This is a genomic window from Acinetobacter sp. S4400-12, from assembly GCF_024129495.1.
Taxonomy (GTDB): domain Bacteria; phylum Pseudomonadota; class Gammaproteobacteria; order Pseudomonadales; family Moraxellaceae; genus Acinetobacter; species Acinetobacter lwoffii_C.
Window position 1 is genome coordinate 26,779 of record NZ_JAMXYB010000007.1, and the last position, 26,941, is coordinate 53,719.

Consider the following 26,941-nt stretch of genomic DNA (forward strand, 5'->3'; position numbering starts at 1 on the left):
GTTGCCAATGCTGGTTTATATCAATGGCGAACAACAAGATACTCAATGCAAAAACCTGCTGGAACTGGTTCAAAGTCTTGCACTTGAAGGCAAGCGCTTTGCAGTTGAGGTCAATGAAATGATTATTTCTAAAAGCAGATTAGGTGAAACATTAATTTGCGAAGCAGACCAGATAGAAATTATTCATGCAGTCGGTGGCGGCTAATACTTGGGACAACTATGCAAGATTTATTACAGATTGGTTCACGCCAATTCCAGTCTCGCCTTTTAGTAGGTACAGGCAAATACAAAGATTTAAATGAAACGGATCAGGCAATTCAGGCCAGTGGTGCAGAAATTGTGACCGTTGCGATTCGCCGTGTAAATATTGGCCAGCATCCGGATCAACCGAATTTACTTTCAGTGATTCCACCTGAAAAATATACGATCTTGCCCAATACAGCGGGTTGTTTTGATGCCAATAGTGCAGTACGGACCTGCATGCTGGCACGGGAACTACTCGACGGACATAATCTGGTCAAACTGGAAGTCTTAGGTGATGAAAAAACACTTTATCCGAATGTGACTGAGACCTTAAAAGCAGCTCGCACTCTGATTGATGATGGTTTTGAAATCATGGTTTATACCTCAGATGATCCAATCGTGGCTCAGGAGCTTGAAAGCATGGGCTGCGTGGCGATCATGCCATTGGGCAGTCTGATCGGCTCAGGCCTTGGTATCCTCAACCCGCATACGCTTTCCATTATTAAGGAAAATGCCAAAGTTCCGGTACTGGTCGATGCAGGTGTCGGTACAGCCAGTGATGCCGCCATTGCGATGGAACTGGGCTGTGACGGCGTACTGATGAATACTGCAATTGCAGCTGCACAAAACCCGATTCTGATGGCCTCTGCGATGCGTAAAGCAGTAGAAGCAGGCCGTGAAGCCTTCCTGGCAGGTCGCATGCCGCGTAAGCGTATGGCCAATGCCAGTTCGCCGGAAACTGGTTATTTCTTTAAATAAATCTCATCATAGTCAAAGAATTGTATGATTCTTTGACTATGATTTAGCTTTTACTCATCCTAAATTATCTATTTTTATAAATCAGTTCGACGGATTCAAGCTTTAATAAAGCATCAGGAAAGAGTAACTCCCCCTGCAAGCCTGGCAATTCAACCTTACTCCAGACCAGTTTATTACGTAAAGATAATGGAAGTTTCTCCGCAATAATCGTAGTGCAATAACGATGCGTCTCACCTCTTGATCCTAAAATAAATTGCTCTCCTACCTGCCTTGCCACGGCCCTAGCAATATCTTTTCTTTTATCTGGCTCTAAACTGCTTTCTCTATAAACCGCCCACTTTTTTGCTCGTTTTGAGTCAACAAAATCCCTGATATCTGATTGAATCACTTGATTTAAATATGAGGGATCGTCATCTGTGGTCGCATGCACCACCAAAATATTCGGTTGAATCGCTGCAATCACGCCAATATGTGAATATTCACTCCCACTCAGCTTTTTGATTAAAAAACTTTCGTAACCCATCCCCTCCCGAACAATCCAATCACCCACTTGAAATGCATGCTCGGGCATATAAATCTGTTTATCTGGCTTTATAGTATCTTTGGAGGAGAACCCAATAAAAAGGCAGATTAGAATAACTAATCCGCCCAAAAACAAAATAAACCGATTATAAATCAACTTTCCATTTATCTTCATTTTTGATAAGTTTTACTCGATCTGTTACAGAATTAGAGCCTTCATTTTTAAAGCTGACTCCGATAGTCACCCGTCCTTTGCCATTTGCTTCATCGATATTTTTGTCTACCACACTAATTTCTTTGACTCCGCCTTTACGTTCAGCTTGCTCTTTAGCCTTTGCCGCGCCAGCTTTTATTTTGCCTTGAATCATTTCTTCAGAACCCGCTTGGGCTTTAACATTTTCAGGTATATAAATATAAGAAAGCATTTTTTCTGAATCGCCTTTATAGGCTGCTGTAACATACTCTTGAGCTACATTTTCTGGATTTTTAACATTACTACATGCAACCAACATTCCCGTTAAACCAAAACTTAATACTAAATTCAGTATTTTCTTCATCTTATTTATTCCAATAGCAATTATTAAATGAAAGTCAAAAAAAAAGCATAATAATTATGCTTTTTTTAAAATTTTATGGAATTAGACCTTCATCTCGCATTGCAATCTGTACAGACTGCCGCGCCGCAACTTTGTTTCGAAGATGAATAATATTCTTATACGGACTTAAATCATGCTCAATATGATTCGACCAATTGGTCAACACAAACAGATAAGCATCGGCTGGGCCAAAGTTATCATCAACCAGATAGTCATTGTCTGATTCAGCAATCGCTTTGTCGATATAACTTAATAGACGATCAACTTCTGCATAGGCTTTTTTCTTTTCATCATCGGATAACTTGCCACCAAAGAACACCGCATAAGCATCATGCAATTCTGAATTGAGATAACCTAACCATTCCAGCACTTTGGCACGTCCCATGCCAGAGGGTGGAATCAGATCCTGCTTGGGATCATGTTGTGCAAGAAACGGTAAAATTGCCACATTCTCTGTCAGAATTAAACCCGGGTTAATTTCGAGTGCAGGTACATAGCCTTTGGGATTAATTTCGTAATAATCCGTACCTTTTTCTGTTGTATGACTTTTTAAATCAACACGTTCTAAATCAAAGTCGACATTAATTTCATTTAAAATAATATGTGCTGCCAATGAGCAGGCACCCGGCGAATAGTAAAGCTTCATTTCTGATCCTTGTTCTACACTTCTCAATGTTTTAAAACGCTTCTGACAAACTTTCAAGCGATCAAACCTGTAAATTGCAAAAAAGCGTAACTGTCATTCCAAGACATTTACTTCTTCAATATTGAGGAAATCACAAGCTTTTGCAAGCCTATCTTGTGTAGATTTTTATCTGCATCTGTTTAAGAGATACGGGCTTTCCTTATTGAGAAGCGATTTTGTGATACGCCTTAAAAGTGGAAAGTTTTCTAGCCTCTGGAGAGAGTATTGGCAGAGCAGAGGATGAAGCCTGAATTACAAGTAAGTTTAAATATTCGGGACTGGATCTGACTCATGCATGGGTTTAAGAGATAACTTCGGTGAATATACTGGATCACGTGGTTCAGAAATTTAAAGTCAAAAATATTTGAACATCTCATTTAGTTTTATTGACAAATAGAGCCAAGAGTTCTTTTTATTTGACTTTGGGAATCCAACCGGCTTTTTATGGATAAATACCGAGAAAAGTTTGACTTGCTCCGCTCAGGACTTAAAATACCGCATTCTGAATTTTTAGTTTTGCCAAAATTATGTCGAACGATCAATTAGACCAGCACGTCGTAGAGCTGGACAATTTAAGCGAACACCGTGAAATTGTGACGTTTATGCGCCGTTCAGCGCCATTAAATACCTCTCAACGTACTGCGCTTGAACAATATGGTCACTTAATTTTGGAATATCCGGTAGGTGATTTACGTCAGCACTTTGAACATCCTGAACGCCCATTAACGGTAGAAATCGGTTTTGGTATGGGCCGTTCACTGGTATTGATGGCCAAAGCCAATCCTGAGCGCAATTTTGTCGGGATTGAAGTACATGTTCCAGGAATTGCCCAATGTGTCTATGAGGCTGGAATTGAAGGCCTGACTAACCTGCGTGTGCTAGATGCCGATGCAATTCAGGTATTGCGTGAAATGCCGGACAATAGCATTAATACAGTTCAGTTATATTTCCCTGATCCATGGCAGAAGAAACGTCACTTCAAACGCCGTTTTGTTTCGCATGACCGTATGCCACTGGTAGAGCAAAAGCTGGAGCTTGGTGGAACTTTCCATGCCGCAACGGACTGGGAACCGTATGCGGAATGGATGCTTGAAGTATTGGAAGAACGTCCACGACTGGAAAATCTGGCGGGCAAAGGCAACAGCTACCCACGCCCGGACTGGCGTCCACAAACCAAATTTGAGCGTCGCGGCATTGAAGCCGGCCACAAGATTAATGACTTTATCTTCAAGAAAATTTCTTAAGAAAAGAGTTTTAAAAAAGCGCTGACCTGATCAGCGCTTTTTTATTGGAAAAACTTATCTTTCAGCCAGAAGATTAGTGCAAGTCCTGTGCCTATCATCGGGCTTAAAAAGACAAACAACGCTTCATCCCTATAGCATGTCCATTTTATTATTTTTTTCTGCGCATTTTCACTTAAATTTAAAGAGTGAATGCAACCAAATTAGCTTATTCAATTAAAGATCAATCCTTTCATTTTTGATGACGCGCTAAAATCTGCTGGCTTAACAGCTGATAAACCTTTTGCAAATCGTCTCGTTGCATCTTCGCCAGCATCTGCTGATGCATTTTAAGGATATTTTCATCCCCTCGCATTGCAGGTCCAGTTTGCATTTGGCGTGGATCATTCTGAGTGGCTTTCTTGGCCGTTTCCAGCATCAATGGAGAAAGCAGGCTAAAATCAACCTGCTGCGCATCGACCACTTGTTTGGCCATATCATAACAGTAATTGCTAAAATTACAGGCAAATACCGCAGCTAAATGCAGGCTTAAACGTTGCTCAGAGCTGTATAGATAGACCTTTTTGCTTAGGCTATTTGCCAGAGTATGAAGTTTCCCCTTGTCTTCATCATGATGTGCTTCAATAAACAAAGGGGTATTTAACCAGTCAATTTCACGCTCCAGACTGAAGGTTTGAAGAGGATAAAACACTCCGGATTTTGGATGTACATCACGCAGCACATTTAAGTGCGTACTGCCTGATGTATGTACTATCAATACGTCTGGCAGATAGTTATGTACCTGCTCGATGACTGTTCGGATCGATTGGTCACTGACTGCAATAATAACCAGATCTACATGACTATTTAGCTGTTCAGGGCTGGTGATGGCCTGAGCTGTGCATAGATCAGCCAGTTGCTGGGCTTTTTCAACACTCCGGCTATAGATCTGTACAATTTCATGCTGGCCTGACAATACACGGGCGAAGTGATAAGCCACGCGCCCTGCCCCGATGATACTTATCCGCATCTGCATATATTCCTGATAAATTGCACACAGCATGCCAATAAAAAAAGGACGAAGCAATTCGTCCTGATTTTTAAAGAGATGTTAAAATTTCCGAAGGGTCAGAATCTGCTCACTGCGTCCGAATGGCCCGTGAATATCATGCAGAATGCCGCTGGTCAAACCGATACCATCTTCGCCATATTGCTGCACTACTTCCAGCCCCAACCATTCACCTTGTGGCAGACGGTGCATGTGAATCTGCAAGTCCAGATTCGGGAATCCCCAGCCCGCACTCGGATCCTGACGTGGCACGATACCATTCGCCGTGTCGACCATACCGAGCAAACGGCTAAAGGCGGTCGTTGTCTGTCCTTCTACCATGTCCAAAGAGTTTTTGAGCCAGACAATCCCTTTGCCTGCCCGATGATCGGCATGCGCACGCGTTTCAATACTCTGGATATAACCGCCTGGCCAGCAGCGCATGCCTTCCCACACGGGTAAAAATTCCGGACTTTCAATCGGAAAATCTTCTAGACCGGCGATAGCGCGGGTATCCGAAGTCAGCATTTTCCAGGCACGCGCAACGATACAGGTTTTTCCATTCGCACACATTTCTGCTTCAACCAGCTCAATGGTTTTACCCGGACGAAGCATGCGGGTGGTAATTGAAAACTCACCAAAAGCAATCAATCCAAAGATATCCAGTCCGACCCGACCAATTCGCATATCCTCTCGTGGCTGAAACTGTTCCAGCTCTACACAGAGGATACCTGTTGCTGGAGCCATATGCTGTTCATGAGGATTCCATGCGCCTTGGGCATGAATATTGGAACGGTAATAAGCTGTAGTACTACCATCTGCATGCTGCTCACGTTGAATTAAACTGTAATATGCCGACATTCTTCTCTCTACTTCCTTGAATAATCTCTTTAACTTTATCGCAAATATAATGCTTTATGATCTTTATTTTTTCAGAAAAAAGCCATAATAATTCATAATTTGACAATAAGTTTTGCAGTGCTTGAATCCGACTTTTGTCAAAAGGCCTTTGAAGTCTTCAGTCGAAATCAATGCAAAATCCTGCTGTAATCTGGCCAGCATGTTTTCACTTTGCCGGAGACTTAATCCCGTCTGCTGCGCCATTTTTTGCATGATCTGTAGTGCAGTTTCATTTTCTGGCTGCATCAGGTCATAAGTCAACACGATCCCGCCTGTTTTAAGACTTTCATAAATATGCTGAAAAAATTCGGTTTTCTGTGGCTCAGGAATAAAATGGGCGACCAGAATCGCCAGTGCTGCATCGAAAGTATCCTGCTCCAGTCCGTGGGTAGTGCTCTGTATAAACCGGACTCTCTGCTCGGCAGCAAAAGGAGCCAGATTTTTCCTTGCCTGTTCCAGCATGGTGACTGAAGGATCAATCGCCGTAAAAGTCCAGTGTGGATGCTGCTCTAACAGATAGGACAACTCATATCCTGTTCCGCAGCCCGCAATCAGAATATGTGCATTTTCTGGTAATTCCGTACTGAGAATAGCCTCAATCTGCTGATGCACCAGTTCATAAGCAGGAATTAATTTACGGATGTGATCATCATAACTGGCGACCACCACTTCACTGTGAAAGTTTTTTGCCATCTGTTTACTCTGATTTAGATAGTCGATATATGAAGTTTTATATTGAAATAAGACTTTATATAGAAATGCATTTTTATCTATTTAAAGAAATTGCTAAACGCATGACCTCAATTTGCACGATGGATTCTTCTTCCATTCTGCAGGTGCTTCGTTACTTTGACTGGGCAACGTAACCAAACCCCTCTGTTTCATTGATATGGCATCCTTGCCATGCAATGAAACGGCGGCATCCTTGCCGCCAGGTCATCTGATCAAATACTATTTAAACTTAACTTTAATTAATTTAAGCAATCTCTTTTAGATTTAGTTCTTCACGCATAAATTCACGCAATTTAAATTTCTGCGCCTTACCTGAAGCTGTCATCGGGAATTCATGAAAGAAACGTACATAACGTGGCACTTTGTTATGAGAAATATGCTCGATACAATACTGACGAATCGCCTCTTCAGTACATGAATCATTTTCATGCAGAATGATACAGGCACAGAGTTCTTCCCCATATTTATGGTCTGGGACACCAATGACCTGTACATCTGAGATCGCAGGATGGGTATAGAGAAAATCCTCAATTTCTTTCGGGAACAGGTTCTCGCCACCACGAATCACCACATCCTTAATACGCCCCTTGATTTTAATAAAGCCTGCATCATCCATTTCAGCAATATCACCGGTATGCATCCAGCGGGCAGCATCAATAACTTCGTGGGTTTTTTCCTGATCTTCCCAATAGCCGAGCATCACGGAATAACCTCGCACACAAAGCTCGCCCAGTTGACCACGCGGAACCACTTTGCCCTGTTCATCTACAATTTTAACTTCCAGATGCGGATGGACGCGACCAACAGTACTGACTCGCTGCTCAACACTGTCCTCAGTTGAACTTTGTGCACTTACAGGTGCAGTTTCAGTCATGCCATAACAGATGGTTATTTCAGACATATGCATGCGTTCAATCACACGCTGCATAATCTCCTGTGGACATGGACTGCCTGCCATAATGCCGGTACGCAAGCTGGACAGGTCAAACTCATCAAAACGTTCATGTTCCAATATGGCAATAAACATGGTCGGGACGCCATAAGCTGCCGTACATTTTTCTTGCTGGATGGCTTTTAAGGTTTCCAGCGGATTAAAGACTGCAGACGGATAAATCATGGCTGAACCGTGAGTAATACAAGCCAGATTCCCCATCACCATACCAAAGCAGTGGAATAGCGGCACTGAAATACAGACCCGGTCTTCCGGTGCAAGGTGAATTGCCTCACCCACAAAATAGCCATTATTCAGGATATTGTTATGGGTCAGCATGGTGCCTTTCGGATTACCAGTCGTGCCCGAGGTAAACTGGATATTAATGGTTTCATCGAACTGCAATTCACTGGAGATCTGTTGCAGTTGTTCCAGTTCTTGGGCACTCGGGGGAGGCAGTAAATCCTGAAAACGGTGAATCCCTGTATGCTGCTGGTCATCAATTTTGATTACATGCTTTAAATGCGGCAGGCGCTCTGCATTAAGCAACTTGTCTTCGGTCTCTTTTAACTCTGGTGCAATTTTGGTCAGAATTTCCTGGTAGTCCGTAGTTTTAAACTGTGAAGCAATGACCAAGCCCTTACAGGACACCTTATTAAGCACATATTCCAGTTCATTGCTTTTATAGGCCGGATTCAGGTTGACCAGAATAATGCCAGCCTTGAAAGCAGCAAACTGGGTAATGGTCCATTCCACACAGTTCGGCGACCAGATCGCCAGACGGTCACCTTTTTGCAGGCCCAGTTTCAGCAACTGACAGGCAAAAGCATTGACCTGTTCCTGTAGCTGCCGATAACTCAGGCGTACATTCTGGTGCAGACTTACCACTGCATCCCGATCCGCATACTGCTCGCAAGCCTGGTCAAATTTTTCACCAATTGTCATCCCCAATAAGGGCTGGCTGCTGGTTCCATAGGCATAGCTTAACCGTACTTGTGTCATTGAATCGATCTCCTTGATTCTTTGTAATTCTGATTTCAACTTTACTAATTGTTTTATGACCACGACGACCTTGTCTGTGTGCCTGTTTTTTTGTGTATTTATGCTACTGAACTTCCCTCCTGTCGACGTACTGCGTTTACACAAAAATCGGCAATCTGTTTGACAAAGTGATCCTTATACTTCTGATCAAACATCATATTGCGAGATGGATTTAAAGGCTCGATTACGACAAAGGTCATGGCACCTACCACGCCTAGCGCCGCCGTGTTCAAGTCTTCAAACTCAAATTTTCCGTTTACCTTTCCTTCGGCCAGAATCTCCTTAATACTCTGCTTGATCAACTGTTTACTACGAAAACGCTCATGCTCCATCTCCGGATCGACCGGTTCGAACATAAGTGAATACGCCAGTTGAGGGCTATTCATGGCGCGTTTCACAAAAGTTGTAACAGATTTTTGCAATTTCAGTTCTGGCGATAAATCTGATCGAACAATGTGGTTCAAAATTCCCACCTCATGCTGAATCGCTGCCGACAAAACCTCAATCAAAATCTGGCTTTTGCTATCAAAGTACCGATATACCAGCCCTGTAGAAACGCCTGCACGCTCTGCAATGGCCTGAATCGACGCCTCTTTAAAGCCCCCCTGAGCAATCAGTTCACGAGCAGACTGTAAAATCGACAAGCGATTTTGTTCCATTCGCTCCTGCATCAGTGATGATCTTTTATAACTCATAATATTATTCTCAACAAGATAAAATGAATTGTAAATCATTTTGTGAATATAGGTTCACTTTTTTGTTTTTTCGTTGTATGTTAAAAAGCAAGCACAACAAAAATGCTTTTTTGGACACAACAAATATAACCTCAGGATGGATGAAGAATGAATTTACAAAGCTTGGATTTCGGTTTAGATGAAACTCTGATAGCGCTTCGTGATTCAGTGGCTGCCTTTTGCGCCAAGGAAATTGCCCCTATTGCCCAACAGGTTGACCGCGATAACGAGTTCCCGGCTCAGCTCTGGAAAAAATTTGGTGATATGGGCCTGCTGGGTCTGACAGTTGGTGAAGAATATGGCGGCACCAATTTAGGTTATCTGGCACATATTATTGTCATGCAGGAAATTTCCCGGGCTTCAGCATCCATTGGTTTGTCCTATGGCGCACATTCTAACCTATGTGTGAACCAAATTAAGCGTAATGGTAATGAAGAACAAAAGCAGCGTTATCTGCCGAAACTGATTTCTGGCGAATATGTCGGTGCCTTGGCGATGTCTGAACCGAATGCCGGCTCGGATGTGGTCAGTATGAAACTCAAGGCCGAAGACAAAGGCGATCACTATCTGTTGAACGGTTCCAAAATGTGGATCACCAATGGCGGTGATGCTGATGTATTAGTGGTGTATGCCAAAACCGATTTACAGGCGGGCGCCAAAGGCATGACTGCTTTTCTGGTTGAAAAAAATATGCCAGGTTTCAGCCACGGCAGCCATTTGGACAAACTGGGTATGCGCGGTTCCAACACTTACCCGCTGTTCTTTGACAATGTCGAAGTCCCTAAAGAAAACGTCCTCGGTGGTGTCGGCAATGGCACCAAAGTGCTGATGAGTGGTCTGGACTATGAACGTGCGGTTCTCAGTGCAGGTCCGCTGGGCATTATGGATGCCTGCATGGATACCGTGATTCCATATATTCATGACCGTAAACAGTTTGGTCAGGCGCTGGGTGAATTCCAGTTGATGCAAGGCAAAATGGCTGATATGTACTCGACCTGGCTGGCATGTAAGGCACTGGTTTATGCCGTCGGCGCTGAATGTGACAAGGCCGAGCATAGTCGCAGCCTGCGTAAAGATGCTGCCAGCGCAATTTTATATGCGGCCGAAAAAGCCACATGGATGGCCGGTGAAACCATTCAGACTTTAGGTGGAAACGGTTATATCAACGAGTTTGCAGCAGGCCGTCTATGGCGCGATGCCAAACTGTATGAAATTGGTGCCGGCACTTCAGAAATCCGCCGCATGCTCATTGGCCGTGAGCTTTTTAACGAAACAGCCTAAACCTTAATACTGAGAATAAAACAAGGATGTTCGTCATGAATCAGTTACAGAGCAAAATCAATATTCGTAGTGAAGAGTTTAAAGCCAACCAGACTGCCATGCTGCAACTGGTGGATGACCTGAAGCAGAAAGTTGAAAAAATTGCCTTGGGTGGTGGAGAAACTGCCCGCCAGAAACACCTTGACCGTGGCAAACTGTTACCACGTGACCGGATTAACCAGCTGATTGACCCGGGTAGCGCTTTTCTGGAAATCGGTCAGCTGGCTGCCTATCAAGTCTATCAGGATGACGTGCCTGCGGCAGGTGTGGTCGCTGGTGTGGGTCAGGTCAATGGTGTGACCTGCATGATCGTGGCCAATGATGCTACGGTGAAAGGCGGTACTTATTATCCGCTGACAGTGAAAAAGCATTTACGCGCACAGGAAATTGCCGAACAGAACCATTTGCCATGTATTTATCTGGTCGATTCTGGTGGTGCGTACTTGCCTTTACAGGATGAAGTTTTTCCGGATCGTGATCACTTCGGCCGTATTTTCTACAATCAGGCGCGTATGTCCAGTCAGGGAATTGCCCAGATTGCAGTGGTGATGGGTAGCTGTACTGCCGGTGGTGCTTATGTGCCTGCCATGTCGGATGAAACCATTATTGTCCGTAATCAGGGCACCATTTTCCTGGGTGGCCCGCCACTGGTCAAAGCTGCAACCGGTGAAGTGGTGTCAAGTGAAGACCTCGGTGGCGGTGATGTACATACCCGTTTGTCTGGTGTTGCCGATCATCTGGCAGAAAGTGATGAGCATGCCCTTGCAATTGCCCGCAACATTGTGGCAAATCTGAACAAAAAGCCCAACAAGACCGCAGAGGAAATTGAAGCGCCGCGCTTTGACAGTTCAGAACTGTACGGCATTATCCCTTGTGATGCCCGCAAGCCTTTTGATGTGCGTGAAGTGATTGCACGTATTGTTGACGGCTCACGCTTTGACGAATTCAAGGCGCGTTTCGGCACGACTCTGGTGACCGGTTTTGCCAAGCTCTATGGGATGCCAGTCGGGATTATTGCCAATAACGGCATTCTGTTTTCCGAGTCTGCGCAAAAAGGCGCACATTTTATTGAACTGTGTACCCAGCGCAATATTCCGCTGATTTTCATTCAGAACATTACCGGTTTTATGGTGGGTCGCCAGTATGAAAATGAAGGCATTGCCAAGAACGGTGCCAAACTGGTGATGGCGGTGGCCAATGCCAATGTGCCAAAACTGACCTTGGTGATTGGCGGTTCTTTTGGTGCCGGCAACTATGGCATGTGTGGCCGTGCTTATTCGCCGCGCTTTATGTGGACCTGGCCTAATTCTCGAATCTCGGTCATGGGCGGTGAGCAGGCTTCAAGTGTACTTTCGACCCTCAAACGTGATCAGATTGAGCAAAAAGGCGGCAGCTGGTCAGCTGAAGAAGAAGATCAGTTTAAACAGCCTATTCGTGATCAATACGAACGTCAGGGTCATCCTTATTATGCTTCAGCCCGTTTATGGGATGACGGTGTGATTGATCCGGCACAATCGCGTGAGGTGCTGGCCTTAAGTCTGGCTGCAGCGATGAATGCGCCAATCCAGCCAACCAAGTTCGGCGTGTTCCGTATGTAAGAGGTGACGACAATGGATTATCAGTTTTTACAGCTCGAACAGCAGAATCAGGTGGCAACGGTTTGGATCAACCGTGCTGAACTGCACAATGCCTTTAATACTCAGGTCATTGAAGAATTATATGCCTGCTTTCAGTCTTTAAATGCACGTGATGATGTGCGCGTGGTGATTCTGGCCGGACGAGGCAAAAGTTTCTCGGCTGGCGCTGATCTGAACTGGATGAAACAGGCCGGTCAGGCCTCACAAGCCGACAATGAAGCCGATGCCTTAAAACTGGCGAAAATGCTGCAAAGTCTGGCGACCTTAAAACAGCCGACCATTGCCCGGGTACATGGGATTGCCTTTGGTGGCGGTATGGGTCTAGCCTCGGCCTGTGATATTTGTGTGGCTAGCACCGATGCCAAATTTGCCACCTCAGAAGTACGTTTAGGTCTAGCCCCATCCACCATTAGTCCTTATGTCATTCGGGCGATTGGTGCCCGTCAGGCGTCACGCTATTTCCTGACTGCCGAGCGTATTTCAGCGGAACAGGCCAAAAATATTGGACTGGCACATGAAGTGACTACCCCAGAGCAGCTCGACAGCAAAATTGATGAAATTGCGGAAGCATTATTGCTCGGTGGGCCAGCAGCACAACATGCCTCTAAACAGCTGATCCAACTGGTTGACCAGCAAGTTTTGAGTGAAGATTTACTGCTGAAAACAGCACAGCATATTGCCCATGTTCGCCAAGGAGATGAGGCGAAAAATGGCCTGAATGCATTTTTGAACAAACAAAGCCCGGCCTGGATCAAGACCACGGCATAACAACAAGAAGGATCCTACAATGTTTGAAAAGATTTTAATTGCCAACCGTGGCGAAATTGCCTGCCGTATCATTCGTACAGCAAAAAAATTAGGGATTGCCACCGTTGCCGTCTACTCCGATGCCGATGCGCAGGCACAGCATGTGAAACTGGCAGATGAAGCGATCCATATTGGTGAATCACCGGCAGCACAAAGTTATTTGCAGATTGAGCGTATTATCGAGGCTGCAAAAACCACGGGTGCCCAAGCCATTCACCCGGGCTATGGTTTCCTGTCTGAAAATGACCAGTTTGCCCTGGCCTGTCAGGACAACAATATTGTTTTTATTGGTCCGCCAGTTGAGGCTATTTTGGCGATGGGCCTCAAAGCCACCTCTAAAGCATTGATGGAAAAAGCCGGTGTGCCTTTGACACCCGGTTATCATGGTACCAATCAAGATGCCGATTTTCTGAAGCAGCAGGCAGACAGTATTGGCTATCCGGTGCTGATTAAAGCCAGTGCCGGCGGTGGCGGTAAAGGCATGCGTCTGGTCGAGCGCAGTGAAGACTTTCTAAGTTCGCTGGCTTCCTGTAAAAGTGAAGCACGCTCCAGCTTTGGCAATGACGATGTGCTGATTGAGCGTTATGTGGTACAGCCACGTCATATTGAAGTGCAGGTATTTGGTGATACCCACGGCAATTATGTACATCTGTTTGAGCGTGATTGCTCGGTACAACGCCGTCACCAGAAAGTGCTGGAAGAAGCGCCTGCACCGAAAATGCCGGAAGATAAGCTTGAAGCGATGCGTCAAGCTGCCATTGACGCTGCGCGCGCAGTCAACTATGTTGGTGCCGGTACAGTCGAGTTTATTGTGGAGCAAGACGGTACAGCTTACTTCATGGAAATGAATACCCGTCTACAGGTCGAGCATCCGGTCACAGAAATGATTACTGGTCAGGATCTGGTGGAATGGCAATTACGTGTGGCTTTCGGTGAGACTTTACCAAAGCAGCAAGATGAATTGCAGATTCATGGTCATGCGCTTGAAGCGCGTGTCTATGCTGAAGAACCGGAAAAAGGCTTTATCCCGGCAATCGGCCAGATCAGCTATTTACATTATCCGGAGCAAAGTGACTGTGTACGTGTCGATAGCGGTATTGTCGAAGGCGATGAAATCAGCACTTATTATGATCCGATGATTGCCAAACTGATTGTCTGGGGCAAAAACCGTGAAGCAGCCCTAACCCAGATGCATCATGCACTGGGCCAATTCCATGTCGATGGTCTGGGTAACAATATCGCCTTTTTAGATCGTCTGGTGCTGTGCGACTCATTCAAAAATGCACATTTAGATACTGGTCTGATTCAGCGTGAAGAAGCATTCCTGCTTCCACCTTCTACAGAGATTGATGCCGAGCTTGTGATCAGTGCTGCACTGATTGAACTCCTGTCACGTCAGGCGCAAAATCCGCTTTCAAACAATCCGGTCTGGCAGCACAGCTCATTCTGGCGCCTCAATCAGCAAAATACTCATCGCATCAAATTACAATGCAATGATCAATTGTGCGAGGTTCGCTTTACTACCCAGGATGAAGGCTTTTTGGCCACTTATGCGGATCAATGTGTAGAGCTTAGAGGAAAACTGCTGGATAGGCATTTACTTCAGCTGAATCTTGGTGTGAGACAGCAAAAACTGGCTTTTAGCCGGACTGAACATGGCATTACCCTGTTCCAGAATTGGCAAAGTCATAAATTCAGTTATTTAAACCCTGATTTTAATGGTCAAGATGAGCAAGGCACCGAAAACAACCTGACTGCACCAATGCCGGGCGTCATTACCCAAGTTCTGGTTTCTGCCAATGATAAGGTAAAAAAAGACGATGTGCTGATGACGCTGGAAGCCATGAAAATCGAATATTCGATTCGTGCACCCCATGATGGCATTGTCGCAAGTTCATACTTCCAAAAAGGAGATCAGGTCAAGGCGGGTGATGAACTGGTGGAATTCCAGCCACTGGCGGAGGAAGTCGCATGACAGATTTTGTCAAGATTGTCGAAGTCGGGCCACGTGATGGCCTGCAAAATGAAAAAACGCCGCTCACATTAGATGACCGGAAAAACCTGATTCTGGACCTGATGAAAACCGGTTTACAGGCCATTGAAGTGGGTTCCTGTGTTTCAGCGAAATGGGTACCACAAATGGCAGACAGCGATGTGCTGTTTGCCAGCCTGCCTAAAGATCCGAATATTCAGTTCAGTCTGCTGACCCCAAACATGAAAGGTTTTGAATCTGCATTGGCTGTAGGTTGTAAAGAGGTTGCGGTATTTACCGCAGCTTCTGAAAGCTTTACCCGCAAGAACATCAACTGCTCGATTGATGAAAGCTTTGAAAAATTCAGCGACGTAATGAGTGCTGCCAAAGCCAATGATATTAAGGTACGTGGCTATGTGTCCTGCATGGTGGACTGCCCTTATGAAGGTGCGATTGATCCGAAGCAGGTGGTCAAAGTCACTCAGCGCTTACTCGATATGGGCTGCTATGAAGTGTCTTTGGGTGAAACCATTGGGACGGCCACGCCTGATCGGGTGAAAAAAGTCTGGGAGACTTGTCTGGCTGAACTTGATGCTAAAGTTTTGGCAGGACATTTTCATAATACTTATGGCATGGCGATTGCCAATATTTACCAGTCATTATTGCAAGGTATTCGGGTATTTGATTCCTCCATTGCTGGCCTCGGAGGATGTCCGTATGCCAAAGGGGCCTCAGGGAATGTCTCGACCGAAGACCTGTACTATCTGCTCTCCAAAATGGGCTTTGAAACCGGTATTCAGCTGGATGCCCTGATGCAGGCCAGCCGCAATATCAGTGCAGTCTTGCAGCGTAACAATCCCTCCAATTATGCCAATGCCTATTGGCAAACAACCTGTGCTTAAAGCAGCCTAATTTGGACCTAAAAAGTCCTCAAGGATATAAATCCGCAGATCTTCTCAAACGAGCTGCAAGAAAAAAATAAATCGAGGTAACAAATGGCAAATAAAGTATATGACAGTGCAGAAGCCGCTTTAGACGGCGTGGTTCAGGATGGACAGACCCTGGCCGTAGGTGGTTTTGGTTTGTGCGGTATTCCGGAAGCACTGATCGCAGCCTTAAAAGAAACTGGGGCAAAAAACCTGACCTGTATTTCCAATAATGCTGGCGTGGATGGCTTTGGTCTGGGACTTCTGCTGGAAACCAAACAGATTAAAAAAATGATCTCCTCTTATGTCGGTGAAAATAAGGAATTTGAACGTCAATACTTAAGCGGCGAACTGGAAGTGGAATTAACTCCGCAAGGCACCTTGGCCGAAAAATTACGCGCAGGTGGCGCAGGCATTCCGGCTTTTTATACCGCGACGGGTGTCGGCACAGTGATCGCTGAAGGTAAGGATGTCCGTGAGTTTCATGGCAAGTCGTATATTCTGGAAGAATCTCTAACTGCCGATGTTGCGCTCGTCAAAGCCTATAAAGCCGATAAAGCGGGTAATTTAATTTTCCGTAAAACCGCCCAGAACTTTAATCCGGTCTGTGCCATGGCTGGCAAAGTGACTATTGCTGAAGTGGAAGAAATTGTCGAAATTGGCGTACTGGATCCGGACGAAATTCATCTACCGGGAATTTATGTGAACCGGATAGTCCTGAACGCTCAACCGGAAAAACGTATTGAACAGATGACTTTAAAGGCGGAGGCTTGATCATGGCTTGGACACGTAATCAAATGGCGCAGCGCGCCGCTCAAGAGCTTGAAGATGGTTTCTATGTCAATCTCGGGATTGGCCTGCCCACGTTAGTTGCCAACTATATTCCGGAAAATATCAATGTCTGGCTGCAGTCGGAAAATGGCCTGCTGGGGATTGGTGAATTTCCAACGGCAGAGACTGTCGATGCCGACCTGATCAATGCCGGTAAACAAACCGTGACTGCACGTAAAGGGGCTTCATTTTTCTCCAGCGCTGACTCCTTTGCCATGATCCGTGGCGGTCATGTCAATATCGCCATTCTGGGAGCCATGGAAGTTTCAGCCCAAGGCGATCTAGCGAACTGGATGATTCCCGGTAAAAAAGTGAAAGGTATGGGTGGCGCCATGGATCTGGTCGCAGGTGTACAAAAAGTCGTGGTCCTGATGGAACACTGTGCCAAAGATGGCACACCAAAGATCGTCTCAGAATGCAGCCTGCCACTGACTGGCCAAGCAGTCGTCCACAGGATCATTACCGATCTGGGGGTACTGGATGTTACTCCTGATGGAATTCGTCTGGTTGAACTGGCACCGGAGGTAAGTTTTGAGGAAATCCAGCAAGTTACTGGCGTACCGCTACTGCGTAACGTTGCCTGATCTATCCAGCCCTTAAGAATACATTTTCTTAAGGGCTTTTTTTATATTCAACTGCTGCATTTCAAAATAATAATCGCAGAATAAATGGATTTTAATCATGTCGACACAACAAAATATCTTGCAGCGCTTCGCCTTGCGCGTCAGCGACTGGTCAGAAAAATGGTTTCCTGATTCTTATATTTTTGCCCTGCTTGGCGTGATCATTGTAGCGATTGCCGCAATCGGAATTGGTGCACCGGCACAGGATGTGGCGATTTCCTTTGGCGACGGCTTCTGGAGCCTGATTCCCTTTACCTTGCAAATGTGCATGCTGATCGTGGTCGGTTATGTAGTTTCAGTGTCCAAGCCGGTACAAATACTAATTCAGAAAATGGCACGCCTGCCGCATTCCGGACGTGGCGCGATTGTCTTGGTCGCCACCGTCAGCCTGCTCATCTCCCTGATTAACTGGGCCATGAGCACCGTACTGACTGCACTACTTGTCATTGCACTGGCACAGCGCAAAGAACTTAATATGGATTACCGCGCTGCAGCCGCAGCCGCGATTATCGGGATGGGAGCCACCTGGGCACTGGGCATCAGTTCCTCAGCAGCCCAGTTACAGGCCAATAAATCCAGTCTGCCTGAGCCAATTTATAACCTGACTGGGGTCATTCCGTTTACCGAGACTATTTTCTTGCCGCAATCCATGATCATGACGGCGGTACTGATTGTGGCTTCAATTGCGATTGCTTACTGGTCAGCACCTAAAGGGTCTGACATTAAAACTATAGAGCACTTCCCGATTCAGATTGAAGAAGAAAAACCGCAAGTATCTGCTGAAAAAAGACCGGGGGACTGGCTGGAAAATTCACCGATTTTGAGTATTCTGATTGTGATTCTGGGTGCAGTCTGGATGTTTAACGAATTTTCCAAAAGCAATCCGATTCTGGCCATTTCCAGCTTAAATACCTATAACTTTATTTTCCTGATTTTGGGCGTGGCCTTGCACGGTACGCCACGAAATTTTTTAAATGCAGTTTCCAAGGCTGTTCCGGCTATTTCAGGGGTACTGATCCAGTTTCCACTGTATGGCAGTATTGCCTTTATGATGACCAATGCGCTGAACCCGGCCGATCTGTCGCTGTCACATTATATTGCTGAATTTTTCGTTTCAATTGCCTCGCAGGAAACCTTTGCCATCGTGATGGGACTCTATTCAGCGATTCTGGGCTTCTTTATTCCATCTGGCGGCGGCAAATGGATTATTGAAGCACCATATGTGATGCAGGCCGCACATGACCTGAAAGTGCATCTGGGCTGGTCAGTACAGATTTATAATGCGGCAGAAGCCCTGCCCAATCTGATTAACCCTTTCTTTATGCTGCCGATGCTGGGCATCTTAAAGTTAAAAGCCAAAGACGTGATTGGATTTACGGTTACCCAGCTAATTTTCCACCTACCTTTGGTACTGTTCCTGCTCTGGTTCTTGGGCCGAACTTTAACTTATAGTCCGCCGGTATTTTCTTAATTCACACCTTGGATTCTCAGAACTGCAATAGAGATTCAAGTGTTGGAAGGAAGTAAGATGAGCGAACATTCTGCTTCCGACCAACCAAAGTCAAAATTGCATCATGACCTATACTCCTCTTGCTCAAGAAGAAAGACACCACATATATACCGTGTTAGGTGAAGGTTTTTTTAAACAGCATATCGCTCTTAAAGATTGCAACGATTGCTAGGGAAATTACAGGCAATCGAGCAAGAAATGATTGTTCTGCCAAGCAGGCCCATAAATTAGCGCAAAGATGTTATGTTTCAAATCCTAAAAAATCCATGCTGAAATGTGGGCATATATTATCTCTGGTCTTGAGCTTCGTCCAACAAGATGAAAATAAGGGTAAAGCCTGCATAACAGACGTATTGAAATTAAACAGCGAAGTCGCTTTGATGATCTAAAAATAGATACAGTGCTTGGTAAGGACCATCAACCATTATTGATCTCGAGTGTTGATCGCAAGACCGGTTATGTATGGCTAAAAATGTAGCTCACCTAAGACAGAGGACATCTGCCAGACCAGCATCAGTCTGCTTAAGCCAATCTTAATCAGGCAATAAATTAAAAAGACAGTGATTAAATACCTAGATAGATGAATATCTCTCAGAAATCACTCAAGGTTTGAATCATCACCCAAGAAAAAGACTCGGCTTTAAAAGTCCGAGTCAGGTAGTATGGCAACAACATAGGATGGCATTTCAAATGCAACTCTAAGGGCTAAAAAAGGACGAAAATTCGTCCTTTTTCGTTTAGGCCGCGCTCTTAATTGGCTGTCTTCTCAACCACGCCTTCAGCATCTACTCCACGTACAACTCCCGTTTCGGTATTCACAACCTCAAAAGCCACGCGACGGTTCTGAAATTGCCCGGCACGCGTTGCATTCGTTTCAACAGGTTGTGCCTGCCCCATCCCCATTGCGCGCAGTTGAGCAGGATCTACTCCCTTCTGAACCAGATAAGTCACAATCGCTTGAGCGCGTCGTAAAGAAAGCGTTTCATTTGCTGCGGTATTTCCTCCAGCATCGGTATGGCCCTTCACGATCAGCTGCACATGAGGCGCTCGTTGTAATAATGCAGCAGCTTGATCCAGCACCAGTTTATTGACCTCTGGAACTTCAGTCGATGCGGTATCAAAATTGATGATCTGTAAATTCAGTGCAGTCGCCACATCCAGTGCTTTAACATTATCGGTCTTGATACTGGCTAAGGCTTGTTCTGCTTCATTGTTAGCAGTATTAATCACATCGCTTCTATTGAGTGGCTGTTGGGTAACCACAGTGACATTTTTGGCCAAACTACGGATTTGTGCTGCCAGACGCTCGGCTTCTGCATTAGTTGCTGCACGAACCGAAACCTGCTTGCCAATCCAGTCGAGTGACACATTTGGCATTCCCTGGATTGTTCTCAACACAGTCGGAATGGTATCCTGATCAATAAATTCCGAATGATAGACGTCACTGCTAAGTGCACCACAGCCAATATTATAATTAAAGATCTGCTTGATCTCGTCTTGCAGAATTTGCATATATTGCGGATTGTTGAGTTGCAACTGACAGCTAACCAGCTCACCATTGCTGCCTGTACTCAGCTGTAATGCCGCAGGCTGGGCAACAGCAGTCTCACTGGCAGGAATCTGGCCATCCAGACCTACTTCAGGATCATCTTCACGCATGCAGCCGCGAAAGAAAAATAAAATAATAGCGGCAATAATCACGAAAATAATAAAAGGCCATAGCAAGGCGGCTTTTTTCTTTTCCTCTCGAACCTCTGCCACTTGTTCCGCTTCCAGTATAGGTGCCTGATTCAGGCTCTGTGTTGCTAGCGTAGAAACCCCTAAGGAAGCCAGAAATGGTTTGGCCCATGCCGGTAAAGCCCTTTCAATTGAATCTGCATACATTTCCAGTAAATAACTGACCGCTTCAGCTCTGGGTGCTCCGGCTTCAGTCTGTAAAAAGCTAATGGTCGGAACAATTGATTTATTCAAGGTTTTTTCTATTTCAGCTTGCGGAGCATCCACAGCCAGCTGGTCAAAAAACTGTTGTTTTAGGGCCGGGTTGGTATTGAATAATTCATCAACTTTTGGATTTAACTGCTGGCTTAAACTATCAATCCAGGCGGGGCGGGCCCGTAAAATACTTAAAAGTATCGGATAGAACTGAACCAATGCCTGATCTTTTGCATATAAATGTTCGATTTCACCCTGCAAAATAATCGCACTGACTTCACTTTTGAGCTTTTCAATGAGATCTATATTCATCCTGTCGATCCTTTTATATTTTTATGTCTTTTTTAATGTGTAATATTCTCAACCAGTGTATCCAGCGATCCCCTTATAAATGTAAATAATTGTATTAATATCATAAAGCTTCACGATTTATCGTGAGCTATTTTTATCAGTAATTTTTATCCAGTCATTTAAAAAGCCAGCCGAAGCTGACTTTTTAAATCTCCATCCAAGCTCTAACTCGGCAATATTTATACAGCAATAAAACTCTGCACCACTTTTCCTTTTACCTGTTGCTGGATCAGGGGCGTATTTTTACCTTGAGATACGATGGTGTCTTTGCTGAGCGTCCATTCATGTTCAGGATCTACCAGCACCCAGCCGGCTTCCTTTTTCCAGCGCTCAAGCATATGGGCAACTTTGGCGGGTGCAATAGTGACTTTTTCAACCCATTCTAGCGGTGTAAACAGGCCTTCATTCACCAATTGAATCCCAAACGGAATATAGGTATCAAAGGCAGTAAAACCTGGCTGTGTTTCTGCAAATGGCGCCATCTTTGCAGAGCTGCTCAGCGGTTCATGATGGGTACAAATCGCATCAATCACTCCTGATTTTACGCCCTGACGCAATAGTTCCTTATCCTGCTCAGAACGAAGCGGTGGACGCACATGAGCAATCGAGTTAAAGCCATCAATCAGCTGATCTGTCAGATGTAACTGATGCATCGCCACATCACAGGTCACCGGCAAGCCTTTTTCTTTGGCAGCACGAATCAATTCTACCGATGCACCGCAAGACAGTAAACCAAAGTGAGCATGTACCTTTGTAGCTTCAATCATCAGCAGATACTTGGCAATGGCGACTGTTTCTGCCAGCACCGGAATCATAGGCAAGCCCTGGCGTGAAGCAATAAAGCCTTCATGCACACAGCCATCTTTGGCAATTTGCGGCTCTTCTGCATAGAACACCACTGTCAGGTCTAAACCTGCGGCATATTCCAGAGTGCGCAGAACAACATCATCATTGGCAAAGGCTGCATTTGCATTGGAAACGGCTGTACAGCCACCCTTTTTCAAACCTGCCATATTGGCTGGCTGATTACCTTGCAGTCCTTGGGTTTGTGCCCCAATCACTTGCAGATAGATGCCGCCATCCAGCATGGCCTTTTCAACCAGACCATGAATCAGTGCGCCATTGTCTTGTACGATGGGTTTTGAATCTGGTGGGGTGAATACGTGTAAAATCCCGTTTGCACGAGCGGCCTTGCCTTCAGATTTCAGCGTTCCATGTTGCTGCTGGCCTGGCTCACGTAAACGTGCACACAAGTCCACCATGGTTGGCATCAGCCATTTGCCTTGTCCATTCAGGGTCTCTGAAACATTTTCGCTTGCTGCAATGCGCTTGCCATTTTGCAGATAGACGGTTTCTACGGTATCAGTGTTTTGAATCGGATCAAGAACACGGACATTTTCAATTTTTACTATAGTCATGACTTATTCCTTATACCGCAAGCGCTTCAATCAAACCCTGCTCCTGCAACTGGCCTTGCATCGCCAGCGCTAATACCGCCATACGCACGGCAATCCCGTTGGTGACCTGATTTAAAATCACGGATTGCGGACCGTCTGCAATACTGGAGTCAATTTCCACACCACGGTTCATCGGCCCTGGATGCATGACGATACAGTCCGGCTTGGCCAGGGCTAAACGCTCTTTGTTCAGACCGTACATTTTGTAGAATTCAGCCTGAGAAGACAGAGCCGGTGAATCAATCCGCTCATTCTGAATGCGCAAGGTAATAATCACGTCACAGTCTTTGATGCCGGCTTCCATCTTATTGAACAGGCAAACACCTTCACCATAATCTTCGAAACCATAAGGCAGCAAGGTATTCGGTGCAATTACGCGAATATCTTTACAACCCAGCGTTTGTAATGCAGCCACATCTGAACGGGCTACCCGTGAGTGTTTAATATCGCCAATAATCGCAATCGACATATCTTCAAATTTTTTGTTGGTCTCGCGGCGAATAGTCAGCATATCCAGCATGGCCTGCGTCGGATGGGCATGACGACCATCTCCGGCATTGATAATCGCGACATTTGGACACACATCTTTGGCAATAAAATGTGCTGCACCTGAAGAAGAATGACGCACCACGAAAATATCCGTTGCCATCGCTTCAAGGTTCCACAAAGTATCACGCAAGGTTTCACCCTTAGATGTACTGGAACGCGCAATGTCGATATTGAGCACGTTAGCCGACAGACGCTTGGCTGCCGCCTCAAAGGTCGTACGCGTACGCGTAGAATTCTCAAAGAAAAGGTTCATCACCGTCTTGCCTTCAAGCAAATTGTTGGTGATTAGCTGATTTTGGTCATTAAAAAAGGACAACGCAGTGTCCAATATTTTTGTAAGAGTTTCTTTGGAAAGACCTTCGATGGTCAGGAAATGTTTGAGATTTCCTGCTTTATTGAGTTGAATCTGGCTCGGTGTATGCAATGCCGCCAAGTGCATGAGAGATTCCTTATACGTTAAGTCAACGTATTATACAGAAACTGGCGAATCTTTATAGTTAGATGCCGGTTTAGTTGTACAAAAACCATCTTGATAATAAGAATAGAAATTGAAATTCCTCTATATTTTTTCAATAAGCTCATCTCAATCAGCTTTTTATATGAATGTCTTTGTATACAAAAAATAAATATTTTAGCCTCGGGCATCCGCCCTCATTTCTTTTCAGTACCATGCCCTCATATCATGAGAAAAAAGCTGAACACGAGAGATATTATCCTGATTTGATTTTTCAGTTTTCAGTTCTTCTGGGCCGATTGTTTCAATTGTTAACTCGATACTGGCGATCCATCCTGAATAGCTTGTAACCACTCAAGCAGATGCGGTCATTCCGGCTCTGCTGTCTATGCTGTGCAAGCCGATTAATCCTGTACCTAGCGGCGATTTCAGGCCAGCTCCATGATTCCCCTCACCCGACACCCATCTTAAACAGCTATAAACCAGAAATTGAAAAGATTTTATTTTTACATTATTCAAGTTATCTCTTCTCCTGATTGATTGAAACAAGCACAATAACAACTGCCCGCACCTGCTTTACTTGACCGCTTGATCAGGTTAAAGCAGGACAACATGTATAGCCATGCATCAGTTAAGCCGTGAAGAGCGGCTTTTTTCTAACAACAGTCACCCGGCTTTTTCAGAATTTAAAAAGCTTTAAGACAGAAAATACGTTAAACTTGCTAGAGTTTTTTATTGTTTATTTTGGTCTCTCTATTTTATGAATACCTCTTCACGTTTAAGCACCTATTGGGTTACCTGTGCCGATGGACTCGAAACCCTCTTAGAAGAAGAATTACAAGGCTTAGGTGTTCAGAATATTGAACGTTTTCCAGGACGTCTTACTTTTAAAGGCAATCTGGAAAATGCGTATCGTATTTGCATGTGGTCACGTCTGGCTTCACGTGTCCTGATGCCAATTCACACCCATGAAATTGAATTTTCACATGATGCTCGTGATGTTGCTGAAGAGCTGTATGAGGGCGCCATCAGTTTTGACTGGTCACTGATTTTTGCCCCACAAAGTACCTTTGCTATCCGTCTGCATGTAGAGCGTGACATCAAGGTCAATACCCAGTTCGCCACTTTGCGCGCCAAAGATGGTGTGGTTGATTCCTTTATGGAAGCGGTCGGCAAGCGCCCAAGTATTGATACCAAAGCCCCAGAAATCACCATGTATATTCTGGCGGGCAAAAAAGAACATACTTATTGCCTGGATCTGTCTGGCGACTCTTTACATAAACGCGGTTACCGCCGTTTCATGACGGATGCCCCGATCAAGGAAAACCTGGCGGCTGCGATTCTGCAAAAAGGCGGCTTAAAAGCGCTCAATCCAGACCTTATCGTCGATCCGATGTGTGGTTCAGGTACTTTTATTATTGAATCCTTGATGATCCTCACCGACCGTGCGCCTGGTCTGGTCCGCCGTTTCGGCTTCAATGGCTGGAGTGGTCATGACCATGAGCTGTGGATGGCCATTAAGGCCGAAGCTGCCGAGCGCCATCAAACTGCACTCGAAAATCCGCTACCAAAATTTTATGCCTTTGATGCAGACTGGGAAGCCATTAAAGCCACTCGCCAGAATATTATTGCTGCGGGCTTTGAAGGCTTACTGGATCGGATTCTCATTGAAGAGCGCACCCTGTCAGACTGGCCAGATTTCCAGGCAGAAGGCAAGAAAGTTTTCTTCGTAACCAACCCTCCTTATGGTGAGCGTCTGGGTGATAAGGCCTCGAACCGTGCCTTGTATCTGGGTTTATCCAACCTGTTACAGAAAAACTTCCCGAATCAGAAAGCCGCAGTCATTGCAGCACAAGTCGAACAGGCCGACGTACTGGCCTTTAATGAGCCGCAAATCCTGCGTTTGATGAATGGTAAATTACCCATTTATATCCGTTTCGGTACAGTCAAACCAGCCACAGTAGCGCGTCCATTTTTAGAAGGCTGGCAGCCACAACAGTTTGAGCCGATCGAAGGTGCTATGGAGTTTGCCAACCGTCTGACCAAAAACATGCAAACCCTGAAAAAATGGGCGGTTAAAGAAAATGTCCACTGTTTGCGCCTATACGATGCCGACCTGCCAGATTTTAATGTGGCGGTAGACCTGTATGGCGAGCGCTTACACGTTCAGGAATATGCACCACCGAAAAAAATTGATCCTGAAAAAGCGAAAAAACGTTTCAATCTGGCTTTACAGGCGATTCGTGCTGTCACCGGTCTGAACCGTGATGCAATCTTTATCAAGACCCGTGCCCGTCAGGAAGGTAAAAACCAGTACACCAAGCAAAGTACGGCATCGAAACGCTTTATCGTACAGGAAGGTCAGGCCAAAATTCTGGTTAACCTGACGGATTATCTGGATACTGGCCTGTTCCTGGATCACCGCCAAATACGTTTACGTATTGCCAAAGAAGCCAAAGGCAAGCATTTCCTGAACCTGTACAGCTATACCTCTACGGCGAGCTTACATGCGGCTTTGGGCGGTGCAGCCAGTACCACCAGTGTGGATTTATCTAATACTTACCTGAACTGGTCAAAGGAAAATTTCGTACTGAATGGCCTCACCGTAGATCATGCTGACCAGCAGCATCAGTTCTTTGCTTCTGACTGTTTTGAATGGTTAAAAGAAGGTCATGAGCAATATGAACTGATCTTTATCGATCCGCCAACTTTCTCCAACTCAAAGAAATTCTACGGGACTTTCGATGTGCAGCGTGACCATACTTCATTGATCAAGCGTGCCATGAACCGTTTGACCACTGATGGAACCCTGTATTTCTCCAATAACTATCGCGGCTTTGAAATGGATGAGATGATTGAAGGTCTGTTTGATGTGGAAGAAATTACCCATGAAACTATTGGTCCTGATTTCAAGCGTAACCAGAAAATTCACCGTGCCTGGAAAATTACTCATCCACAAATGTAATTTCAGAGTGAATGAACTGTTTTTTGCATAAGAGGCATGCTGAAGTTAAAAACGACATTAGTGTGCCCGCCGGGGTATGAATGTTACGGTTTCACATCATGACAGGCATATTGTACTGATTGTTCTAAATCAGCTTCTTGCACTTCCTGCGGTATAATTTATCAAGCACTCGATATTTTCGTACAACATAAAAAAC

Annotated in this window: 23 protein-coding genes; 12 read left to right on the forward strand and 11 right to left on the reverse strand. The window is 45.2% G+C overall.

What is annotated here, in order from left to right:
• The first annotated feature begins 7 nt into the window (after positions 1-7).
• Positions 8-205 carry a sulfur carrier protein ThiS gene (thiS, locus tag NI461_RS05215; protein WP_174659939.1) on the forward strand — a complete coding sequence of 66 codons (198 nt, stop codon included), beginning with the start codon at positions 8-10 and terminating at the stop codon, positions 203-205.
• 14 nt (positions 206-219) lie between these two features.
• On the forward strand, positions 220-1,002 hold the full coding sequence (locus NI461_RS05220) for a thiazole synthase (RefSeq protein ID WP_151204182.1): 783 nt from the start codon (positions 220-222) through the stop codon (positions 1,000-1,002).
• 64 nt (positions 1,003-1,066) lie between these two features.
• Here NI461_RS05220 and NI461_RS05225 read toward each other — a convergent pair whose 3' ends face one another.
• The 3 genes from NI461_RS05225 to NI461_RS05235 form a co-directional block, all read right to left on the reverse strand.
• Positions 1,067-1,699 (reverse strand): hypothetical protein, encoded by a 633-nt coding sequence (locus NI461_RS05225; RefSeq protein ID WP_174659940.1) that lies wholly within the window; start codon positions 1,697-1,699, stop codon positions 1,067-1,069.
• Positions 1,671-2,081 (reverse strand): DUF4878 domain-containing protein, encoded by a 411-nt coding sequence (locus NI461_RS05230; protein WP_151204180.1) that lies wholly within the window; start codon positions 2,079-2,081, stop codon positions 1,671-1,673. The genes NI461_RS05225 and NI461_RS05230 overlap by 29 nt, the downstream gene beginning before the upstream one ends.
• A gap of 73 nt (positions 2,082-2,154) precedes the next feature.
• Positions 2,155-2,766 carry a glutathione binding-like protein gene (locus NI461_RS05235; protein WP_151206124.1) on the reverse strand — a complete coding sequence of 204 codons (612 nt, stop codon included), beginning with the start codon at positions 2,764-2,766 and terminating at the stop codon, positions 2,155-2,157.
• A 566-nt stretch (positions 2,767-3,332) separates the two neighbouring features.
• On the opposite strand from NI461_RS05235, the gene trmB reads away from it, so the two are divergent.
• Complete coding sequence (gene trmB, locus NI461_RS05240) at positions 3,333-4,049, forward strand: tRNA (guanosine(46)-N7)-methyltransferase TrmB (protein ID WP_174659941.1); 717 nt, start codon at positions 3,333-3,335, stop codon at positions 4,047-4,049.
• Positions 4,050-4,278: 229 nt separating this feature from the next.
• Here trmB and NI461_RS05245 read toward each other — a convergent pair whose 3' ends face one another.
• The 5 genes from NI461_RS05245 to NI461_RS05265 form a co-directional block, all read right to left on the reverse strand.
• Positions 4,279-5,061: a Rossmann-like and DUF2520 domain-containing protein gene (locus NI461_RS05245; protein ID WP_257234955.1), complete on the reverse strand. Its 783-nt coding sequence runs from the start codon at positions 5,059-5,061 to the stop codon at positions 4,279-4,281.
• A gap of 75 nt (positions 5,062-5,136) precedes the next feature.
• Complete coding sequence (locus NI461_RS05250) at positions 5,137-5,934, reverse strand: thioesterase family protein (protein ID WP_253150608.1); 798 nt, start codon at positions 5,932-5,934, stop codon at positions 5,137-5,139.
• 63 nt (positions 5,935-5,997) lie between these two features.
• The gene (locus tag NI461_RS05255; protein ID WP_174659943.1) at positions 5,998-6,666 is read right to left on the reverse strand and encodes a class I SAM-dependent methyltransferase; all 669 of its coding nucleotides are present in this window, start codon (positions 6,664-6,666) and stop codon (positions 5,998-6,000) included.
• A gap of 283 nt (positions 6,667-6,949) precedes the next feature.
• Positions 6,950-8,638: an AMP-binding protein gene (locus tag NI461_RS05260; RefSeq protein WP_151206121.1), complete on the reverse strand. Its 1,689-nt coding sequence runs from the start codon at positions 8,636-8,638 to the stop codon at positions 6,950-6,952.
• A 98-nt stretch (positions 8,639-8,736) separates the two neighbouring features.
• Positions 8,737-9,372 (reverse strand): TetR/AcrR family transcriptional regulator, encoded by a 636-nt coding sequence (locus NI461_RS05265; protein WP_151205239.1) that lies wholly within the window; start codon positions 9,370-9,372, stop codon positions 8,737-8,739.
• A gap of 147 nt (positions 9,373-9,519) precedes the next feature.
• On the opposite strand from NI461_RS05265, the gene NI461_RS05270 reads away from it, so the two are divergent.
• From NI461_RS05270 to NI461_RS05305, 8 genes are all read left to right on the forward strand, one after another.
• On the forward strand, positions 9,520-10,692 hold the full coding sequence (locus NI461_RS05270; RefSeq protein ID WP_151205240.1) for an isovaleryl-CoA dehydrogenase: 1,173 nt from the start codon (positions 9,520-9,522) through the stop codon (positions 10,690-10,692).
• A 35-nt stretch (positions 10,693-10,727) separates the two neighbouring features.
• A complete protein-coding gene (locus NI461_RS05275; RefSeq protein WP_253156731.1) occupies positions 10,728-12,329 on the forward strand; it encodes a carboxyl transferase domain-containing protein in 1,602 nt (533 codons plus the stop codon).
• A 12-nt stretch (positions 12,330-12,341) separates the two neighbouring features.
• Positions 12,342-13,136 carry an enoyl-CoA hydratase/isomerase family protein gene (locus NI461_RS05280; RefSeq protein WP_174659946.1) on the forward strand — a complete coding sequence of 265 codons (795 nt, stop codon included), beginning with the start codon at positions 12,342-12,344 and terminating at the stop codon, positions 13,134-13,136.
• A gap of 19 nt (positions 13,137-13,155) precedes the next feature.
• Positions 13,156-15,150, forward strand: coding sequence for an acetyl/propionyl/methylcrotonyl-CoA carboxylase subunit alpha (locus NI461_RS05285; protein ID WP_174659947.1), 1,995 nt, complete (start codon positions 13,156-13,158; stop codon positions 15,148-15,150).
• Positions 15,147-16,049, forward strand: a complete 903-nt coding sequence (locus NI461_RS05290; RefSeq protein WP_174659948.1) for a hydroxymethylglutaryl-CoA lyase — start codon at positions 15,147-15,149, stop codon at positions 16,047-16,049. The genes NI461_RS05285 and NI461_RS05290 overlap by 4 nt, the downstream gene beginning before the upstream one ends.
• Positions 16,050-16,142: 93 nt before the next feature.
• On the forward strand, positions 16,143-16,847 hold the full coding sequence (locus NI461_RS05295; RefSeq protein WP_151205245.1) for a CoA transferase subunit A: 705 nt from the start codon (positions 16,143-16,145) through the stop codon (positions 16,845-16,847).
• Between the two features lie 2 nt (positions 16,848-16,849).
• The gene (locus NI461_RS05300; protein WP_151206116.1) at positions 16,850-17,488 is read left to right on the forward strand and encodes a CoA transferase subunit B; all 639 of its coding nucleotides are present in this window, start codon (positions 16,850-16,852) and stop codon (positions 17,486-17,488) included.
• Positions 17,489-17,585: 97 nt separating this feature from the next.
• Positions 17,586-18,998 (forward strand): TIGR00366 family protein, encoded by a 1,413-nt coding sequence (locus NI461_RS05305; protein WP_151206115.1) that lies wholly within the window; start codon positions 17,586-17,588, stop codon positions 18,996-18,998.
• 789 nt (positions 18,999-19,787) lie between these two features.
• Here the strand turns inward: NI461_RS05305 and NI461_RS05310 are convergent.
• The 3 genes from NI461_RS05310 to NI461_RS05320 form a co-directional block, all read right to left on the reverse strand.
• Positions 19,788-21,281 carry an OmpA family protein gene (locus NI461_RS05310; protein ID WP_174659949.1) on the reverse strand — a complete coding sequence of 498 codons (1,494 nt, stop codon included), beginning with the start codon at positions 21,279-21,281 and terminating at the stop codon, positions 19,788-19,790.
• A 218-nt stretch (positions 21,282-21,499) separates the two neighbouring features.
• Positions 21,500-22,738: a dihydroorotase gene (locus NI461_RS05315; RefSeq protein ID WP_174659950.1), complete on the reverse strand. Its 1,239-nt coding sequence runs from the start codon at positions 22,736-22,738 to the stop codon at positions 21,500-21,502.
• A gap of 10 nt (positions 22,739-22,748) precedes the next feature.
• Positions 22,749-23,765, reverse strand: a complete 1,017-nt coding sequence (locus tag NI461_RS05320) for an aspartate carbamoyltransferase catalytic subunit (protein WP_151204460.1) — start codon at positions 23,763-23,765, stop codon at positions 22,749-22,751.
• A gap of 775 nt (positions 23,766-24,540) precedes the next feature.
• Between NI461_RS05320 and rlmKL the strand changes: the two genes are divergently transcribed.
• Positions 24,541-26,745, forward strand: coding sequence for a bifunctional 23S rRNA (guanine(2069)-N(7))-methyltransferase RlmK/23S rRNA (guanine(2445)-N(2))-methyltransferase RlmL (gene rlmKL, locus NI461_RS05325; RefSeq protein WP_253150594.1), 2,205 nt, complete (start codon positions 24,541-24,543; stop codon positions 26,743-26,745).
• Positions 26,746-26,941 lie beyond the last annotated feature (196 nt).

Excerpts from the sequence above, each read along its gene's own strand:
- NI461_RS05255 (WP_174659943.1), bottom strand. The coding sequence starts at position 6,666 with ATGGCAAAAAACTTTCACAGTGAAGTGGTGGTCGCCAGTTATGATGAT.
- NI461_RS05220 (WP_151204182.1), top strand. The coding sequence starts at position 220 with ATGCAAGATTTATTACAGATTGGTTCACGCCAATTCCAGTCTCGCCTT.
- rlmKL (WP_253150594.1), top strand. The coding sequence starts at position 24,541 with ATGAATACCTCTTCACGTTTAAGCACCTATTGGGTTACCTGTGCCGAT.
- NI461_RS05310 (WP_174659949.1), bottom strand. The coding sequence starts at position 21,281 with ATGAATATAGATCTCATTGAAAAGCTCAAAAGTGAAGTCAGTGCGATT.
- NI461_RS05270 (WP_151205240.1), top strand. The coding sequence starts at position 9,520 with ATGAATTTACAAAGCTTGGATTTCGGTTTAGATGAAACTCTGATAGCG.
- NI461_RS05305 (WP_151206115.1), top strand. The coding sequence starts at position 17,586 with ATGTCGACACAACAAAATATCTTGCAGCGCTTCGCCTTGCGCGTCAGC.
- NI461_RS05285 (WP_174659947.1), top strand. The coding sequence starts at position 13,156 with ATGTTTGAAAAGATTTTAATTGCCAACCGTGGCGAAATTGCCTGCCGT.
- NI461_RS05280 (WP_174659946.1), top strand. The coding sequence starts at position 12,342 with ATGGATTATCAGTTTTTACAGCTCGAACAGCAGAATCAGGTGGCAACG.
- NI461_RS05225 (WP_174659940.1), bottom strand. The coding sequence starts at position 1,699 with ATGAAGATAAATGGAAAGTTGATTTATAATCGGTTTATTTTGTTTTTG.
- trmB (WP_174659941.1), top strand. The coding sequence starts at position 3,333 with ATGTCGAACGATCAATTAGACCAGCACGTCGTAGAGCTGGACAATTTA.
- NI461_RS05235 (WP_151206124.1), bottom strand. The coding sequence starts at position 2,766 with ATGAAGCTTTACTATTCGCCGGGTGCCTGCTCATTGGCAGCACATATT.
- NI461_RS05300 (WP_151206116.1), top strand. The coding sequence starts at position 16,850 with ATGGCTTGGACACGTAATCAAATGGCGCAGCGCGCCGCTCAAGAGCTT.
- thiS (WP_174659939.1), top strand. The coding sequence starts at position 8 with ATGCTGGTTTATATCAATGGCGAACAACAAGATACTCAATGCAAAAAC.
- NI461_RS05295 (WP_151205245.1), top strand. The coding sequence starts at position 16,143 with ATGGCAAATAAAGTATATGACAGTGCAGAAGCCGCTTTAGACGGCGTG.
- NI461_RS05265 (WP_151205239.1), bottom strand. The coding sequence starts at position 9,372 with ATGAGTTATAAAAGATCATCACTGATGCAGGAGCGAATGGAACAAAAT.
- NI461_RS05230 (WP_151204180.1), bottom strand. The coding sequence starts at position 2,081 with ATGAAGAAAATACTGAATTTAGTATTAAGTTTTGGTTTAACGGGAATG.
- NI461_RS05245 (WP_257234955.1), bottom strand. The coding sequence starts at position 5,061 with ATGCAGATGCGGATAAGTATCATCGGGGCAGGGCGCGTGGCTTATCAC.
- NI461_RS05275 (WP_253156731.1), top strand. The coding sequence starts at position 10,728 with ATGAATCAGTTACAGAGCAAAATCAATATTCGTAGTGAAGAGTTTAAA.
- NI461_RS05320 (WP_151204460.1), bottom strand. The coding sequence starts at position 23,765 with ATGCACTTGGCGGCATTGCATACACCGAGCCAGATTCAACTCAATAAA.
- NI461_RS05250 (WP_253150608.1), bottom strand. The coding sequence starts at position 5,934 with ATGTCGGCATATTACAGTTTAATTCAACGTGAGCAGCATGCAGATGGT.
- NI461_RS05315 (WP_174659950.1), bottom strand. The coding sequence starts at position 22,738 with ATGACTATAGTAAAAATTGAAAATGTCCGTGTTCTTGATCCGATTCAA.
- NI461_RS05260 (WP_151206121.1), bottom strand. The coding sequence starts at position 8,638 with ATGACACAAGTACGGTTAAGCTATGCCTATGGAACCAGCAGCCAGCCC.
- NI461_RS05290 (WP_174659948.1), top strand. The coding sequence starts at position 15,147 with ATGACAGATTTTGTCAAGATTGTCGAAGTCGGGCCACGTGATGGCCTG.